At 67.1% G+C, this 16,575-nt stretch carries 15 protein-coding genes; 2 read left to right on the top strand and 13 right to left on the bottom strand.

The genetic code is table 11. The annotated features are described in order from the left end of the window. Positions 1-27: 27 nt before the first annotated feature. Positions 28-519: a nucleoside deaminase gene (locus AC3WPZ_RS21470; protein WP_444687199.1), complete on the bottom strand. Its 492-nt coding sequence runs from the start codon at positions 517-519 to the stop codon at positions 28-30. Next, positions 516-1,550, bottom strand: a complete 1,035-nt coding sequence (locus AC3WPZ_RS21475) for an ABC transporter substrate-binding protein (RefSeq protein ID WP_382321262.1) — start codon at positions 1,548-1,550, stop codon at positions 516-518. Before AC3WPZ_RS21475 ends, AC3WPZ_RS21470 begins: the two co-directional genes overlap by 4 nt. Positions 1,551-1,843: 293 nt before the next feature. Between AC3WPZ_RS21475 and AC3WPZ_RS21480 the strand changes: the two genes are divergently transcribed. Beyond that, a complete protein-coding gene (locus tag AC3WPZ_RS21480) occupies positions 1,844-2,863 on the top strand; it encodes an aromatic ring-hydroxylating dioxygenase subunit alpha (RefSeq protein WP_382321260.1) in 1,020 nt (339 codons plus the stop codon). A gap of 284 nt (positions 2,864-3,147) precedes the next feature. Here AC3WPZ_RS21480 and AC3WPZ_RS21485 read toward each other — a convergent pair whose 3' ends face one another. The 10 genes from AC3WPZ_RS21485 to AC3WPZ_RS21530 all read right to left on the bottom strand — a co-directional run bounded on the left by AC3WPZ_RS21485 (position 3,148) and on the right by AC3WPZ_RS21530 (position 15,663). Beyond that, entirely contained in the window at positions 3,148-3,624 is a 477-nt protein-coding gene (locus tag AC3WPZ_RS21485) for a nucleoside deaminase (protein ID WP_382321258.1), read from the bottom strand. Continuing rightward, positions 3,621-4,388 carry an ABC transporter permease gene (locus AC3WPZ_RS21490; RefSeq protein ID WP_291120841.1) on the bottom strand — a complete coding sequence of 256 codons (768 nt, stop codon included), beginning with the start codon at positions 4,386-4,388 and terminating at the stop codon, positions 3,621-3,623. Before AC3WPZ_RS21490 ends, AC3WPZ_RS21485 begins: the two co-directional genes overlap by 4 nt. A 20-nt stretch (positions 4,389-4,408) precedes the next feature. Continuing rightward, on the bottom strand, positions 4,409-5,239 hold the full coding sequence (locus AC3WPZ_RS21495; RefSeq protein ID WP_382155806.1) for an ABC transporter ATP-binding protein: 831 nt from the start codon (positions 5,237-5,239) through the stop codon (positions 4,409-4,411). Between the two features lie 79 nt (positions 5,240-5,318). Further along, positions 5,319-6,353 (bottom strand): ABC transporter substrate-binding protein, encoded by a 1,035-nt coding sequence (locus tag AC3WPZ_RS21500; RefSeq protein ID WP_382321257.1) that lies wholly within the window; start codon positions 6,351-6,353, stop codon positions 5,319-5,321. A 286-nt stretch (positions 6,354-6,639) separates the two neighbouring features. After that, positions 6,640-8,121: a nucleobase:cation symporter-2 family protein gene (locus AC3WPZ_RS21505; protein WP_382155812.1), complete on the bottom strand. Its 1,482-nt coding sequence runs from the start codon at positions 8,119-8,121 to the stop codon at positions 6,640-6,642. Between the two features lie 477 nt (positions 8,122-8,598). Continuing rightward, positions 8,599-10,887 carry an NADP-dependent malic enzyme gene (locus AC3WPZ_RS21510; protein WP_444687196.1) on the bottom strand — a complete coding sequence of 763 codons (2,289 nt, stop codon included), beginning with the start codon at positions 10,885-10,887 and terminating at the stop codon, positions 8,599-8,601. Positions 10,888-10,975: 88 nt separating this feature from the next. Then, entirely contained in the window at positions 10,976-12,223 is a 1,248-nt protein-coding gene (locus tag AC3WPZ_RS21515) for a M20 family metallopeptidase (RefSeq protein WP_444687195.1), read from the bottom strand. 8 nt (positions 12,224-12,231) lie between these two features. Then, entirely contained in the window at positions 12,232-14,016 is a 1,785-nt protein-coding gene (gene uraD / locus AC3WPZ_RS21520; RefSeq protein WP_382321250.1) for a 2-oxo-4-hydroxy-4-carboxy-5-ureidoimidazoline decarboxylase, read from the bottom strand. A gap of 10 nt (positions 14,017-14,026) precedes the next feature. Beyond that, complete coding sequence (gene puuE, locus AC3WPZ_RS21525; protein WP_444687194.1) at positions 14,027-14,992, bottom strand: allantoinase PuuE; 966 nt, start codon at positions 14,990-14,992, stop codon at positions 14,027-14,029. After that, positions 14,989-15,663: a GntR family transcriptional regulator gene (locus AC3WPZ_RS21530; RefSeq protein WP_291121100.1), complete on the bottom strand. Its 675-nt coding sequence runs from the start codon at positions 15,661-15,663 to the stop codon at positions 14,989-14,991. The genes puuE and AC3WPZ_RS21530 overlap by 4 nt, the downstream gene beginning before the upstream one ends. A gap of 68 nt (positions 15,664-15,731) precedes the next feature. On the opposite strand from AC3WPZ_RS21530, the gene uraH reads away from it, so the two are divergent. Further along, entirely contained in the window at positions 15,732-16,085 is a 354-nt protein-coding gene (gene uraH / locus AC3WPZ_RS21535; protein WP_291121102.1) for a hydroxyisourate hydrolase, read from the top strand. A gap of 55 nt (positions 16,086-16,140) precedes the next feature. Here uraH and AC3WPZ_RS21540 read toward each other — a convergent pair whose 3' ends face one another. Next, the gene (locus AC3WPZ_RS21540; RefSeq protein WP_492441480.1) at positions 16,141-16,506 is read right to left on the bottom strand and encodes an energy transducer TonB; all 366 of its coding nucleotides are present in this window, start codon (positions 16,504-16,506) and stop codon (positions 16,141-16,143) included. Positions 16,507-16,575 lie beyond the last annotated feature (69 nt).

Raw genomic sequence — 16,575 nt, forward strand, 5'->3', positions numbered from 1 at the left:
GGGAGTTTACGGGGCGCTCCGGTGCGCTCAGGTTTTCCAGAAGCCCTGGTGCGGCTCGCTCGCCTCGTCCAGCAGCGCGGGGCCGATGCACTCGATGCGGTGCGGCGAGGCCGCGAACACATCGCGGCACGACAGCTCGGCATCGCGCTGCTCGGCGCGCTCGCCGCGGAACACGCGCAGGCTCACCGCGTCGATGCCGAACACCACGCGCCCGATGTTGCTCCAGAAGATCGCGCCCGCGCACATCACGCAGGGTTCCGCCGAGGAATAGAGCGTGGCGCGCGAGAGCGTCTCGCGGTCCACCACCGGGCTGAGCTGGCGCACCGCGTTGGTCTCGGCGTGGCCGGTGCAGTCGCCGGTCTCGCCGGTGTTGCACCAGGCCTCGGCGAGCACGCGGCCGTCGTCGGCGATCACCACCGCGCCGAAAGGGCGGTTGCCCCGCTCGCGCGCCACGCGCGCCCAGCCGATGGCCTGGCGCAGGTAGGCGCCGTCGCGCTCGTTCAGGGTGGCCGTCGTCATGCCTTGAGCACCCGGTCGCCGGCGGCCGGCAGCATGGCGCGGTTGAACACGCCTTCCACGCTCGGGCGGGCCTTGAGGCCGAACACGTCGACGACCTCGTCCACCTGTTGTTCCAGCGTGCGCTTGAAGACATCGCCCAGGCCGTGGCTGCGCGTGTCGGCCGCGGCGATGTAGCGCTGCGTGATGCGCCAGCGCTCGAGTTCGACGGCTTCGTTGAGGATGGGCTCGCGCAGCTTGGTGGCGGCGATCGCGGCGACCGGATCGGCCATGCTCTCCTGGATGGCGCGGTTGGTGGCGCGCAGGAAGCCGGCCACGGCGGCGGGGTTCTGCGTGATCATGGCGTTGCTCGCGAGGATGGCGTTGCCGTACAGGTTCACGCCGGCGCTGGTGTATTCGAGGATGGAGAGTTCGTCGAGCTTCATGCGCGCGAACAGCGAGACGGCGGAGTCGTGGAAGTAGGTGGCGCCGTCCACGTCGCCGCGCACGACGACGTTGTCGCGCGAGGCGAAGTCGGTGGTGGACCACTGGAAGAGGTCGTTCTTCACGCGCAGCCTGCGCGCCACCATGGGCCAGGCGCGGCGCGTGGACTCGACGGCGGCGGCCGCGATCTTCTTGCCTTCGAGGCTGCGGAAGTCGGTGGTGATGCCCCGGTCCTTGCGGCCAATGATCGCGAACGGTGCGCGGTTGTAGTACTGGTACACGGCCTGCACCAAAGGCGTGCCGCTCTGGGTCGCCTGGAACTCGATCAGCGAGCTGATGTCGCCCAGGCCCATCTGGTAGACGCCACTGGCGATGCGCGTGATGGAGGCGACCGAGCCGGAGCCCACGTCGATGCTCACGTCCAGGCCTTCGTCCCTGTAGTAGCCCTTGCTCTGGGCGAGGAAGAAGGGCGAGGTCTGGCCGGTGATGCGGAAGTCCAGCGTGAACTTGACGGGCGTGAGCTTGGGTGAGGCCTGGCCCCAGACGGTGGGGGCGGCGAGGGCCGAGACGGCGGCGGCGGAAGAGGAAGCGAGGAAGTGACGGCGTTGCATGGCAAGGCTCCGGACGGTGGGCTTGTTCCACTCCCGCAGGCCATGTGAGTGGCCACGGGAGACGTACAAGAGCAATTTCCGGGCGGGCGGTGTGGGGGCACCATCTGCTGAACGCTTCTACTCTGCGAGGTGCGGGTATGCACGAGGCATGCCAACCCGATGTGGCCTGCCTTTTGCTAGCATGCAGGGCCAGAGTAGAAGCGTTCAACCCCGTGCAATGCGTTGCGATGCGGGGCGGGAAATTGCTCTTGAGACCCCACCCTCAAGCCATTTCTTTCAGGAGCGCCTTCACCATGCTGGTCACCCAACAACCCGTCTTCCGCCGTTACTGGCACGCCGTCATGCCGCTGTCGATGCTGGCCGACGGCCCCAAGCCCTTTACCCTGCTGGGCGAACACATCGTTCTGTTTCTCGACGAACACGGCGAGCCGGCCGCGCTCAAGGACCGTTGCTGCCACCGCACCGCGAAGCTGAGCAAGGGCTGGTGCAAGAACGGCAACCTCCAGTGCGGTTACCACGGCTGGGTCTACAACCGGCACGGCCGCGTGATCAACATTCCGCAGTACCCGCCGGAGCGCGAGATTCCCAAGGACTACGGCACGACGGCCTACCACTGCACGGCGCGCCATGGCTATGCGTGGGTGGCGCTGGAGGATCCGGTGGCGGAGATTCCCGCGATTCCGGAGTTCGAGGCGGAGGGCTGGCGCACGATCTTCCAGTTCTACGAGACCTGGCACACGAGCCCGGTGCGCGCGCTGGAGAATTCGTTCGACAACTCGCACTTCAGTTTCGTGCACCGCGCGACTTTCGGTGTGGCGGCGTCGCCGGCGCCGAGCAAGTACGAGCTGGTGGAGAACGAGGCCGGGTTTTATGCCGAGACGGTGATCGACGCGGTGAACCCGGAGAAATTCCAGCGCATCAGCGGGGTGAAGGAGGCGATCACGCAGCGGCACATGCGCAACGCCTACTACCAGCCGTTTTCGCGGCGGCTGGACATCGAGTACCCGAGTGGGGTGCGCCACGTGATCATCAATGCGTTCACGCCGATCGACGATGGGCGCATGCAGTTGTGCCAATGGCTGTTTCGCAACGACACGGAGGCGGATTGTCCGGCGCAGATGCTGATCGACTTCGACGATGAGATCACGCGGGAGGACAAGGACATTCTCGAGTCCACCGACCCGGACGCGGTGGTGGATCTGCGGCGGCGTGGGGTGGAGTTTTCAATGGACTCCGATCGGCCCGGGATTCTGATTCGCCGGCGGTTGATGGCCCTGCTTTCCTCTGCTGGGGAGGTGGAGGTGCATCGGTAGTCTTTCTCGCTGCTGCCTCGCGGGCCTCGTGAGCGGGCGGCGCTCTGCTCCGCGGGTGTCCCGCGGCGGCTGGTGCCGCCTCCTCCTTTACCCCGCTGCGCAGAACGCCGCCCGCTCACGAGGCCGACGTGACGTTGGCGCGAAAACAGACCGAACGCCCTTAGGCCATCGGCGAGGGGGGAATGGCGCAGCGGAGTAAAGGAGGAGGGCGGCGCAGCCGACCCGGGGGACATCCGCGGAGCCATTCCCCTCTCGCCGATGGCCGCCGTCGGCCGGAGAAAAACTCAGCGAGACGCCCAGAACCCCAGATGGGGCTCCAGCATCTCGGCCTCCAGCGAGGGCACAGGCCCGATGACCTCGATGACCTTCTGCCCCCGCGCAAGAACCTCCCGGCAGGGCAGCGACAGAGTGGGGTTCTCCTCGTGGCTGCCCGTCAACGCCAACAAGGCCTCCTCGCTCGCGCCATAGACCACGCGCCCGATGTTGGCCCAATACAGCGTGCCCGTGCACATGGCACAAGGCTCGAACGTCGTCACCAGCGTGCAGCGCGCCAGGTACTCGCCGGGATAGTTGTCGGCCGCCACGCGGGCCAGCGTCGACTCCGCGTGGTTCACCGTGTCGATGTTGCCCTGCTCGGCCAACACCGTCTCCCCATCCGGCGCCACCAGCAAGGCCCCGAACGGATGCCGGCCCATGCCCGCCGCACGCCGTGCCACCCCGTTGGCGCGGCGCAGGTGCTTCGCCACCTGTTCCGGACTCATGCGCTCTGCGAGCCGCGGTGCGCCCAACCCGTGGTGTGCTTCTCGATGAAACTGAACAGCTCGTACATGGCCATCGCCATCACGCCCACCACCAGCAGACCGCTGAAGGCCAGACCCATCTGCATCGACGAACCCGCCGAGATCAGCAGATAACCAATGCCCTCGTTCGACGCCGTCATCTCCGACACCGTCGTGCCCACGAAGGCCAGCGTGATCGCCACCTTCAGCGAACCGAAGAAATACGGCATCGAGCGCGGCAGGCCCACCTTGGTCAACACGTCCCAGCGCTTGGCGCCCAGCACGCGCAACACGTCCTCCAGCTCAGGCTCCAGCGTGGCCAGGCCGGTGGCGATGTTCACCATGATGGGGAAGAACGAGATCAGGAAGGCCGTGAGAATCGCCGGGCCCACGCCGATGCCGAACCACACCACCAGGATCGGCACGAAGGCCGCCTTGGGCAGGGCGTTGAACGCCGTCATCAGCGGATAGACCGCCGCATACGCCAGGCGCGAGCTGCCGATGAGGAAGCCCAGCAGCACACCGACCACGATGGCGATGCCGAACCCGGCCATGGTCACCCAGTAGGTGCGCCAGGCGTGGCCCAGGATGGTGACCTTGTGCTCCAGCGTCTGCTCCCAGATGCGTGAAGGGCTCGGAAAGATGAATTCCGAGACGCCGAAACCCCGGGTGATGATTTCCCAGAGGATGACGATGGCCAGCAGCAGCAGGAACGGCGACCATCGTTCCAGGTGTTTTTGTTGCATGTTCTTTGACTCCCGCTTCCTTATTGGTTGATGACGGTGCCGGCCTTGCGCATGGCGCCAATGTGGCCGCGCAGCTCGAGCACGATGTCGGAGAACTCCTTGGTGTAGGTCACCTCCAGGTCGCGCGTGCGCGGGATCGGGATCTCACGCTGCACCACGAAGCGGCCCGGGCTGCGGCTCATGCAGTACACCGTGTCGGCCAGGAAGACCGATTCGCGCAGGTCGTGCGTGACCAGGATCACGTTGAAACGCTGCGCCTCCCACAGGTCGCGCAGCGTGCACCAGAGTTCCTCGCGGGTGAAGGCGTCGAGCGCGCCGAAGGGCTCGTCGAGCAGCAGCATCTTGGGCTCGTGGATCAGCGCGCGGCAGATGCTGGCGCGCTGCTGCATGCCGCCCGAGAGCTCCCAGGGAAACTTCTTCTCCATGCCGCCCAGGCCCACGCTGGCCAGCAGCTTCTTCGCGCGTTCCTCGTATTCCTTGCGCCGGTCCTTGAACTGGCTGCGGTAGGGCTCGACGATTTCGAGCGGCAGCAGCACGTTGTCCAGCGTGGTGCGCCAGGGCAGCAGCGAGGGCGCCTGGAAGGCCATGCCCGAGATCTTCAGCGGGCCGGTGACGGGTTGGCCGTCGATGCGGATCTTGCCCATGCTGGGCATCTTCAACCCGGTGGTGAGCTTCATGAAGGTGGACTTGCCACAACCCGAGGGGCCGACGATGGCGATGAACTCGCCGCGTTTGACCTTGAGGTTGATGTCTTCCACCGCGAAGACGTTCTGGGCCAGCAGGTCTTCGTTGTAGGCCAGCCAGACCTGGTCGAAATCGACGAAGGGCTGGTCGCTGGAGGGGTCTTGCATGGGGTCGTCTTCCTGAAAAAAAGGCCAGCCGCCGTGGGGTGGCTGGCCGGGGCCGCGGGCTGGCGGCCGGTGGCCGTTCTTACTTCTTGGCGGGGGGCAGCACGTTGAGTTCGGCGGCCGAGGGCAGCATGGAGCCGTTCCAGATCGTGGCCGGGTCGATGCGGGTCTTGGTGCCGTAGGCGTCCGACACCTGGGAGGCCATCAGCGAGAGGCGGCCGGGGTTGACCTGGCCGAAGCCTTCCTTGCGCGCGTCGGGGCTGGCGACCACGGAGTCGATGGCCAGCACCAGGCGGCGGGTTTCCAGCGGCACGTTGATGATGCCGTCGCGCGCCTTCACGGTATCGATGCTGGCGGCCGGGTTGGCCATGACTTCCTTGGCGCCCTTGGCGAAGGCGGTCAGGAAGGCTTTCACGGCAGCCGGGTTCTCCTTGATGATCTTGGGCGAGGCAATGATCACGTTGCCATACAGCTTCACGCCGTGGTCGGCGAAGGGCATGATGACCACGTCCTCGGTCTTCACGCCGCGCGCCTCGAGGTTGAGCAGCGATGTGAACGAGAAGCCCGTGATGGCGTCGATGTCGCCGCGCACCAGCATGGTTTCGCGCAGCGGCGGGTCCATCGAAGTCCAGTTCGCGTTGGAGAGGTTGTTGGCCTTCTGGAAGATCGGGTAGGCCTTGCGGCCGGCGTCGAACACCGGGGCGCCAAGTTTCTTGCCGTTGAGGTCGGCGGGCTTGGTGATGCCGCTCTTCTTGAGCGCGAGCACTGCGGCCGGCGTGTTGTTGTAGACCATCATCACGGCCACCGGCTTGTTCGGCGCTTCCGGGTTGTTGGCGTGGAATTCCATCAGCGCGGCCAGGTCGGCGAAGCCCAGGTCGTAGCTGCCCGAGGCCACGCGGGTGACGGTGCCGCCCGAGCCGTTGCCGGAGTCGATCGTCACGTCCAGGCCGGCGGCCTTGAAGTAGCCCTTGGCGGCGGGTTGCAGGAACAGCGCGGCAGGACCCTCGAAACGCCAGTCGAGCTGGAACTTGATCGGCGTCTGCGCGTGGGCGCTGCTGCCGAAGGCGGCGGCCGCGGCCAGGGCAGCGGTGATCTTGATGAGGTGGCGCTTGTTCATGGGTTCTCCTGTGATGGGCGGGGTTGCAGGGGGTGCTCAGCTGTCACCCGGGCATGCCTTGTCATCAGCAATAAAGGTGCCAGCAAAGCTTGGGCGGCAAAAAGGCGCCGGGGCGCCTTTTGAGCACAGAATTTGTATACAGATTCTTGTTCGAGACGTTCGGTGCGTCATCGAGACTAACCCTGAATGGTGCGCACCACATCGGGGCTTGCACCATGTCCGGGCGCGGTGCGCGCATGAAAAAGGCCCCCGAAGGGGCCTTGTCGAAAGGGCGCGGGCGAAGCGCTCAGTGCGCCTCGGCGTGTTTGGCCGCTTCGATGGCGGCGCTGGTGTCGCCCCGGCTGCCATTGAAGTACAGGTTGAGCGCGACCGCGCTGATGGAGGCCAGCAGGATGCCGGACTCGATCAGGGGGTGGATGGCGTGCGGCATCCACATCTTGAAGTTGGGTGCGACCAGCGGGATCATGCCGAAGCCGATCGAGACAGCCACGATGAAGAGGTTGTTGCGGTTGCCCTTGTAGTCCACGCCGGCCAGGATGCGGATGCCGGTGGCGGCCACCATGCCGAACATCACCAGGCCCGCGCCACCCAGCACGAAGGTGGGCAGGGACTCGACCAGCGCCGCCATCTTGGGCAGCAGGCCCAGCACGATGAGGATGACGCCGCCGGCCACGCAGACGAAGCGGCTCTTGACGCCGGTGACGCCGACCAGGCCCACGTTCTGCGAGAAGCTGGTGTAGGGGAAGGTGTTGAAGATGCCGCCGATGAGCGTGCCCAGGCCATCGGTGCGCAGGCCCGCGGTCAGGGCCTTCTGGTCGATCTTGCGGTCGGTCATGTCGCCCAGCGCGAGGAACATGCCGGTGGATTCGATCATCACCACGATCATGACCAGGCTCATGGTCAGGATGAGGATGGGGTCGAAGATGGGCATGGCAATCTCGAACGGCAGCACCACATCGAACCAGTTGGCGTGTTTGACTTTCTCGAAGGTCATGAGGCCGGTGGCGGCGGCGACCACGGCGCCGACGACGATGCCCAGCAGCACCGAGATGTTGGCGATGAAGCCGCGCGCGTATTTGGCGATGAGCAGGATGGCGGCCAGCACGATGGCGGCGATGGCGATGTGGGCGGGCTGTGCGTAGGCGGGGTTGGGCACGCTGCTGGCGATGGACAGGCCTTTGGGCATGTCGGGCACCAGGCCTTTGGCGGTGGCCTCGTTCACGGTGTGCAGCCAGGTGATGTGCTCGGTGTTGGGGACGAAAGGGCTGGTGGCGCCGACGGGGTTGCCGAAGATCCAGTTGATGCCCACGCGCATGAGGCTGATGCCGATGACCGCGATGATGGTGCCGGTGACCACGGGTGGGAAGAAGCGCAGCATGCGGCTGACGATGGGCGCGATGAGGATGGAGACGATGCCCGCGCCGATGATGGAGCCGAAGATGAGGCCCGCGCCCTGGATGCCGGGGTTGGTGTTGGCCATGGCGACCATGGGGGCGACGGAGGCGAAGGTGACGCCCATCATCACGGGCAGCTTGATGCCGAACCATTGGGTGGCGCCCAGGGCCTGGATCAGCGTGACGAGGCCGCAGCAGAAGAGGTCGGCGGAGATGAGCATGGCCACCTGTTCGGGGCTGAGCTTGAGCGCGCGGCCCACGATGAGGGGGACCGCGACGGCACCGGCGTACATCACGAGCACGTGTTGCAGGCCGAGCGCGGTGAGTTTGCCGGGGGGCAGGACTTCATCAACCGGGTGGACGGAGGTGGACATGGGGGTCTCCTTGAGGGGCGTGGTTCGGCTTCAATGCATGCAAAACTGTATACAGATTATGTGTACTGTCGAATTGGGCTCGGCCTAGGGGAAACCCGGTTTCGGACCGGCGGCTGGCTTGTTTCACGGGTGATTCGCTTTCCTGTGGCACCGGTCGCCGGCACCGAGGGGGCGTGGCTCCGCGACTGTCCCCCGGACCGGCTGCGCCGGTCCTCCTCCTTTACGTCGCTGCGCCACACCCCCTCGTCACCAACGACCTCCAGGCGCTCGCGATTGAAAGACCGAGGGTGGGTGTGCCTACATCACTTCGGCCCAGGGATGCCCGGCGCTCTGCGCAGCGGGGTAAAGGAGGAGCCCCGGCGAAGCCGGGGCGGGGGACACCCGCGGAGCAGAGTGCCGGGCGTCCCTGGGCCCGCGAGGTGCAGGCGAAAAAAAGGGGCGCCCGAGGCGCCCCTTCCCAAACACAAGCGAGAAGACTCAGTTCTTCACCACACCGCAGGCCGCCGCCAGCGCCGTCATGTTGAGCACCCGCCGCACCGTGGCCGCCGGCGTGAGGATGTGCACCGTGCCGGCCGCGCCCATGAGGATGGGGCCGACGGTGACGCCGCCGCTGGTGGTCGTCTTCATCACGTTGTAGAGGATGTTGGCCGCATCCAGGTTCGGGCAGATCAGCAGATTCGCCGAACCCGTCAGCGTGGTCTCGGCCAGGTAGGCGGCGCGGATCTCGGGCTGCAGCGCGGCATCACCGTGCAGCTCGCCGTCGCACTCGATCTCGGGGTGCGCCGCCACGAACAGGTCGCGCGCATCGGCCATCTTGCGAGCGGAAGCGCGCTTGCTCGACCCATAGCTGGAGTGCGACAGGAAAGCCACCTTGGGCGGCAGCCCGAAACGCTGCACTTCCTGCGCCGCCATCCACGCGATCTCGGCCAGCTCCTCGGCCGACGGCGTTTCGTTGACGTACGTGTCGGCGATGAACACCGGCCCCCGGTTCGTCATGAGCGCGTTGACCGAGGCGTACAGGCCCGCGCCCTGGCGGCGGCCCAGCACGTTGTCGATGCGCTCCAGGTGCGTCATGAAGCCGCCGACCAGGCCGCAGATGAGCGCATCCGCATCCCCCAGCGACAGCATCAGCGAACCGATGATGGTGTTGGACCGGCGCACGGCGGCCTTGGCCACCTCGGGTGTCGCGCCGTGGCGGCCCATGATCTGGTGGTAGTGCTCCCAGTACTGGCGGAAGCGCGGATCGTCTTCCGGGTTGACGTTCTGCACGTCCTGCCCGAGCTTCATGCGCAGGCCGGCCTTGGCGATGCGCGCCTCGATCACCGCCGGGCGCCCGATCAGGATCGGCAGCGCGAGCTGGTCGTCGATCGCCATCTGCGCCGCGCGCAGCGCGCGCTCGTCCTCACCGTCGGCATACGCCACGCGCTGCTTCTTCGGCAAGGCCTTGGCCGCGTTGAAGATCGGCTGCATCAGGATGCCGGTCTGGTACACGAAACGGCCCAGCTGCTGGCGGTAGGCGTCCATGTCGGTGATGGGCCGCGTGGCCACGCCGGAATCGGCGGCGGCTTGCGCCACGGCCGGCGCGATGCGCAGGATCAGGCGCGAATCGAACGGCTTGGGGATGATGTAGTCAGGGCCGAAGCTCAGGTCCTGGCCGGCGTAGGCGTTGGCCACTTCCTCGCTGGTCTCGCTCTTCACCAGCTCGGCGATCTGGCGCACGCAGGCCAGCTTCATCTCTTCGGTGATGCGCGTGGCGCCGCAGTCGAGCGCGCCGCGGAAGATGTACGGGAAGCACAGGACGTTGTTGACCTGGTTCGGGTAGTCGCTGCGGCCGGTGGCGATGATGCAGTCCGGCCGCACGGCCTTGGCCAGCTCGGGCCGGATCTCCGGCTCGGGGTTGGCCAGGGCGAGCACGATCGGCTTGGGGCCCATGGTCTTCATCATTTCGGCCGTGAGCACGCCCGGGGCCGAGCAGCCCAGGAAGACGTCGGCGCCATCGACCGCGTCGGCCAGCGTGCGCTTGTCGGTCTTCTGCGCGTAGCGCGCTTTCGATTCGTCGTAGCCACCGGGCCGGCCTTCGTAGACCACGCCCTTGGAGTCGCAGACGAAGATGTTGTCGCGCGCCACGCCCAGGCCCACCATCACGTCCAGGCAGGCGATGGCGGCGGCACCCGCGCCGCTCACGGCGAGCTTGACCGAGCCGATGTCCTTGCCCACCAGCTCCAGGCCGTTGATCAGCGCGGCGGCCGAGATGATGGCCGTGCCGTGCTGGTCGTCGTGGAACACCGGGATGCCCATGCGCTCGCGCAGCTTCTTCTCGATGTAGAAGCACTCGGGTGCCTTGATGTCCTCGAGGTTGATGCCGCCCAGCGTGGGTTCGAGCGAGGCGATGATCTCGACCAGCTTGTCCGGGTCCTTCTCGTCGAGCTCGATGTCGAACACGTCGATGCCGGCGAACTTCTTGAACAGGCAGCCCTTGCCTTCCATCACCGGCTTGGCGGCCAGCGGGCCGATGTCGCCCAGGCCGAGCACGGCCGTGCCGTTGGTGACCACGCCCACGAGGTTGCCGCGCGAGGTGTACTCGGCCGCCATCGTCGGGTCCGCCTCGATGGCCAGGCAGGGGTAGGCCACGCCGGGGGAGTAGGCCAGCGAGAGGTCGCGCTGGTTGGACAGGGGCTTGGTGGGGGTGACGGCGATCTTGCCGCGCGAGGGCGTGCGGTGGTACTCGAACGCGGCGTCGCGCAGGGCTTGTTCAGCAGGGGTCATGTTGTCTCCAGAGAGCTTGAATGCGGGTTCATTGTGTCACGCGTTCAAGCCCTCAAGACCGCGCCGGGCGCGGTGTTTCATGGATGGTTCAGGCGGGTTGCAGAAGCTCGAAGAGGGTGCGCGCGATCACCTTGGTGGCGCGCTTGAGGTCGTCGAGCTGCAGGTGCTCGTCGGCGCGCTTGGCGTTCGATTCGCGCACCGTGCGCGGGCCCGCGCCGTAGATCACGCCGGGGATGCCGCGCTCCACGTACAGGCGCACGTCGGTGTAGAGCGGCGTGCCCACGGCGGGGATGGTTTCGCCGAACACGGCCTGGCCGTGCTTCTGGATCGCCTGCACCAGCGGCTGGTTGCCGGGCAGCGGCTTCATGGCGCGCGCGAGCAGGATGCGGCGCACGTCCACCTTGAGCTGGCGGCCGCCGCGCGGCGGCTGGAAGCTGGCCGCGGCCTGTTCGATGGTGCGGCGCAGCGACGCTTCCACCTCGGCCGGGTCTTCCTCGGGGATCATGCGGCGGTCCACCTTGAGCACCACCTTGCCGGGAATCACGTTGGTGTTGGTGCCGCCGCTGATCTGGCCCACGTTGAGGTAGGGGTGGGTGATGCCTTCGACCTGGGAGGTGACCTTCAGGTAGTCGGCGTTGAGCGCGTACAGCGCGTTGAGGATGTGGGTCGCGCCCTGCAGCGCGTCGGTGCCGCTGTCGGGAATGGCGGCGTGCGCCATGTCGCCATGCACCGTCACCTCCAGCTGCAGGCAGCCGTTGTGGGCCACCACCACCTGGTAGCTGAAACCGGCGGCGATCATCAGGTCGGGCTTGGTCAGGCCCTTGTTCAGCAGCCAGTCGGGGCCGACCTCGCCGCCATATTCCTCGTCGTAGGTCACGTGCAGCTCCACGCCGCCGGCCAGCTTCGCGTTGAGCGATTCGAGCGCGCGGATCGCGAAGGTGAAGCTGGCGATGTCGCTCTTGCTCACGGCCGTGGCGCGGCCGTAGATCCGGCCGTCCACCACCTCGCCGCCGTAGGGGTCGTGCGTCCAGCCTTCGCCGGGTGGCACCACGTCGCCGTGGGCGTTGAGGGCGATGGTCTTGCCCGGTCCGTAGGGGCGGCGCACGATCAGGTTGGTGATGCTCTGCAGGCCGGCGGCCTCCACCTCGTTGGCGGGCACGGCGTGCCGTTCGGCCTTCAGGCCCATGGCGCCGAGCAGCTCGGCGGTGCGCTCGGCGTGCGGCGCGTTGTTGCCCGGTGGCGTGTCGGTGGGCACGCGCACGAGTTCCTGCAGGAAGCGCACCTCCTCGTCGAAGTGGGCGTCGATCCAGGCATCCAGTTGGTGTTCGGTGGTCATGATGGCGTTCAGTTCGGGTGTTCGGTGGCGAGTTGGTCGAGCAGGTGCGAGAAGGCGTTCACGCCCAGTTCCATGTCGTCGCTGGTGGTGGACTCCAGCGGGTTGTGGCTGATGCCGCTGTTGAGGCCGCGCACGAAGAGCATGGCCTGCGGCATGACCTCGTGCAGCTTCATGGCGTCGTGTCCGGCGCCGCTGGGCATGCGGTGCAGCGGCACGCCCAGGGCGGCCACGGCTTTCTCCCAGCGGGCCTGCCAGGCGGGTGCGCTGGGCGCGGCCGCCGCGCGCATGGTTTCTTCGGTCTTCAGGCCGATGCCGCGGCGCTCGCAGATGCCGCGCAGCTGCGCGAGGATGTCGCGCTCCAGCGCATCGCGCTGTTCGTTGCTGGGCGCGCGCAGATCGAGCGAGAACAGGCAGCGGCCGGGCACCACGTTGATCGATCCGCCGGGCACCTGCAGCATGCCGATGGTGGCGACCGAGTCGCCGTCGGCGGCGGCACGCTGCTCGGCGTAGAGCGCGAGTTCGGCCACCGCGCTGGCGGCGTCGCGCCGGCGGTCCATGGGCGTGGTGCCGGCGTGGCTGGCCATGCCGACGGCTTCGCACAGGTAACGCACGCTGGCGTTGATGGAGGTGACCACGGCCAGCGGCAGATCCATCTCGTTGAGCACCGGGCCCTGTTCGATGTGCACTTCCACGAAGCCGAGGTACTTCGAGGGGTCGCGCTCCAGCGCCCCGATCGCCTCCAGCGTGGCGGGCAGGCCGGCGTGCCGCATGGCGTCGCGCATGCTCACGCCATCGGCGTCCAGCTGATCGAGCCACGCGGGGTTGAAGTGGCCGGTGAGCGCGCCCGAGCCCAGGAAGGTGGCCTTGTAGCGCTGGCCTTCCTCTTCGGCGAAGCCGATCACCTCGAAGGCGAACGGCAGGCGCCGGCCCGCAGTGTGCAGCTGCTGCACGCAGGCCATGGGCACGAAGATGCCCAGGCGGCCGTCGTACTTGCCGCCGTTGCGCACGGTGTCGTAGTGGCTGCCCGTGAGCAGGGCCGGGGCATCGGGCGTGCTGCCGTGGTAGCGGCCGACCACGTTGCCCACGGCGTCGATGTGCACCTCGTCGAAACCGCAGTCGCGCATGCGGGCAGCGATGTCGGCGGCGCAGGCGCGGTGCGCGTCGGTCAGGTAGGTCACGGTGAGCTGGCCGTGTTCGGCGAAGCCGGGGTCGCTGTGGCGCGCGAGGTCTTCGTGCCAGTCCCACACGCGGTGGCCGACGGTGGGCTCGAAGCCGAACTTGTCGTTCAGCCGGATCTCGGCGATGCGGTGGATGTTGCGCAGGCACTCGGCGCGCTCGAAGTCCACCGGGTGGCCCAGACGGCGCTCGAAGGTGGCGATGATCTCGCGCTTGTTCAGGCCGACGCCGCGCGGGCCGCGCACCGCGAGGATGAACGGGAAACCGAACTTCGCGTTGTATTGCGCGTTGAGCTGCTGGATGTGCGCGAACTCCTCGGGCGTGCAGTTCGTGAGGCCGGCCTTGGTCTGCTCGTTGGTGGACTCGGCGGTGAGCGACTTGGCCACCATGGCCTTGCCCGCGAGTTCCGGGTGGGCGCGGATCAGCGCGAGCTGCGGCTCCCGGCCGGCCTGGTTGAGCACGGTCACCATGGCGTGCTTGAGCGCGGCCAGCGAGGCGAAGGGGCGTTGGGCCAGCGCCTGTTCCGCGATCCAGGGCGAGTGTTCGTAGAGGCCGTCGAGCATCTGCGTGGCTTCGGCCAGCGGCGCTCGGTTGAGTTGTTCCAGGGTGATGGGCATGGGGGCGGCCTCAGGCGGCATGTTCAGGGGGCGTCAAGGGGTGGGTGGCTGTCCAGTGGCGCGCGATGTCCAGGCGCCGCGCGACCCAGACCTTGTCGTGTTGCTGGATGTGGTCCAGGAAACGCTGCAGCGCGGTGATGCGGCCGGGCCGGCCGAGCAGGCGGCAGTGCATGCCGATGCTCATCATCTTGGGCCGGTCCAGGCCGTCGGGGTCGCCTTCGGCGTAGAGCGCGTCGAAGGTGTCCTTCAGGTACTGGAAGAACGGGTCGGCATGCGAGTAGCCCTGGGGCAGCGCGAAGCGCATGTCGTTGCAGTCCAGCGTGTAGGGCACGATGAGCTGGTGCGCGTCGCTGCCGTCGGTCTTGCGCACCTTCATCCAGAACGGCAGGTCGTCGCCGTAGTAGTCGCTGTCGTATTCGAAGCCGCCGTAGTCGGCCACCAGGCGGCGCGTGTTGGGGCTGTCGCGGCCGGTGTACCAGCCCAGGGGCCGGCTGCCGGTGAGGCGTTCGATCAGTTGCATGGCCTGCGCCATGTGGGCGCGCTCGGTGGCCTCGTCCACGTTCTGGTAGTGGATCCACTTGAGGCCGTGGCAGGCGATGTCGTAACCCAGCTCCTTGAAAGCGGCGGTCACGTCCGGGCTGCGCTGCAGGGCGGTGGCCACGCCGAACACGGTGAGCGGCAGGCCGCGCCGCTCGAACTCGCGCAGGATGCGCCAGACGCCGGCGCGCGAGCCGTATTCGTAGATGCCTTCCATGCTGATGTGGCGCGCGGTGTAGGCCGCGGGATTGAACATCTCGGACAGGAACTGCTCGGACGCGTCGTCACCATGCAGCACGCTGTTCTCGCCGCCTTCTTCGTAGTTCAGCACGAACTGCACGGCGATGCGCGCGCCGTTGGGCCAGCGGGCATGAGGCACATCGCGGCCGTGGCCGGCCAGATCGCGCGGGTAATCGCGCGTGGAGTCGTAAAGCGTCATGACAAGGCCATGGAGATGTCGTTGGTCGGCAGCTTGCGGTCGAAGGTCAGGTTTTCCTCCACGTGCAGCAGGTGTTCGTTCATCAGGCGCACCGCCAGTTCCTCGTCGCGCGCGGCCAGGGCCTTGACGATGTCGGCGTGTTCGTCGTTCGAGTGTTCGGCGGCCTGGTTGCTCTGGTACATGAGGGTGATCAGGGCGCAGCGCGAGATGAGTTCGCGCAGCAGCTCGGCCAGCACCTGGTTGCCCATGAGCTCGGCCATGCGCACGTGGAAGTCGCCCAGCAACTCGGTGCGACCGGCCACGTCCTCGTTGTTGACGGCCATCTTTTCCTGCGCCACGTGTTCGCGCAGCGCCTTGATCTTGGCGTTGGTCACGGTCTTCACGAAGGCGCGCGTCATCTCCACCTCGAGCATGCGGCGCACGGCGAACACCTGCTGCGCCTCCTGCACCGAGGGCGTGGCCACGAAGGCCCCGCGCGCCGGTTCGAGCCGGATCAGCCGGTTCTGCGAGAGCTGGAACAAGGCCTGGCGCACCAGGGTGCGCGAGACGCCGAAGTGGTCGGCCAGCTTCTGCTCGGCCAGCTTGGTGCCCGGGTGCAACCGGTGCTCCACGATGGCCCGCGTGAGCGACTCGACGATGTGCAGGGTGCTGGAGGTTTCCATGCGGCGCATCATATCCAGAAAAACAAAAAGTGTATACACTTTCGGTCGACCATCAAACACTGGAAGGACAACACACCATGGGCTTGAGCACACACGTTCTGGACACGATGCACGGCTGCCCTGCCGCCGGCATGGTGGTGGAACTGCACACCACCGAGGGCGACAAGGCCACGCTCGTCAAACGCTTCACGCTGAACGCGGACGGGCGCAACCCGGACGGGCCGCTGTACGACAACGCCAGCCTGAAGGTGGGCACCTACCGGCTGGTGTTCGACGTGACGGGGTATTTCGCGGCCAAGGGCGTGAAGCTGCCCGAGCCCAATTTCCTCAACCGCGTGTCGCTGGACTTCGGCGTGGCGCACACCGACCAGCACTACCACGTGCCGCTGCTGGTGAGCCCCTGGAGTTACTCCACCTACCGGGGCAGCTGAGCGGGCATAAAAAAAACCCGCCGGATGGCGGGTTTTTTTTCGAAGGGATCGAGGCCTACTTGTCACGCTGGCCTTCTGTCAGCGTGTCGAGCTGGAATTTGCCGCTCTTGTCCCACAGCCAGACCTCGGTGTAGGTCACGCTGCCCATGCGCACGGGCGCGGGGAAGGGGGCGGCGGCGCGCACGGTGCGCTCGATCTCGCGCATCACGTCGGGCACATGGCTGGGCGCGCGCATCCAGTTGATGTTCTGCACATTGCCGCGGCCATCGACCTGCACCTGCAGCACACCCACGGCATGCATCAGGGGCGGCAGCTGGCCCTTGTAAATGCGGTGGGCATTGCGTTCGTAGATGTGGCGCGCGCCGTCCTTGCGGTAGTCGTGCGGCGAGGCGGCGTGCGAAATGAAGTCGGGTGCGGGCATGCCGCATCGCGTCCCACTCCAGGTGCCCGCCACCGATGGTGCCGACCGCGCCACCCGCCGCGCCCGCGA

The sequence above is a fragment of the Hydrogenophaga sp. FW305-3-2-15-A-LB1 genome, assembly GCF_058787875.1.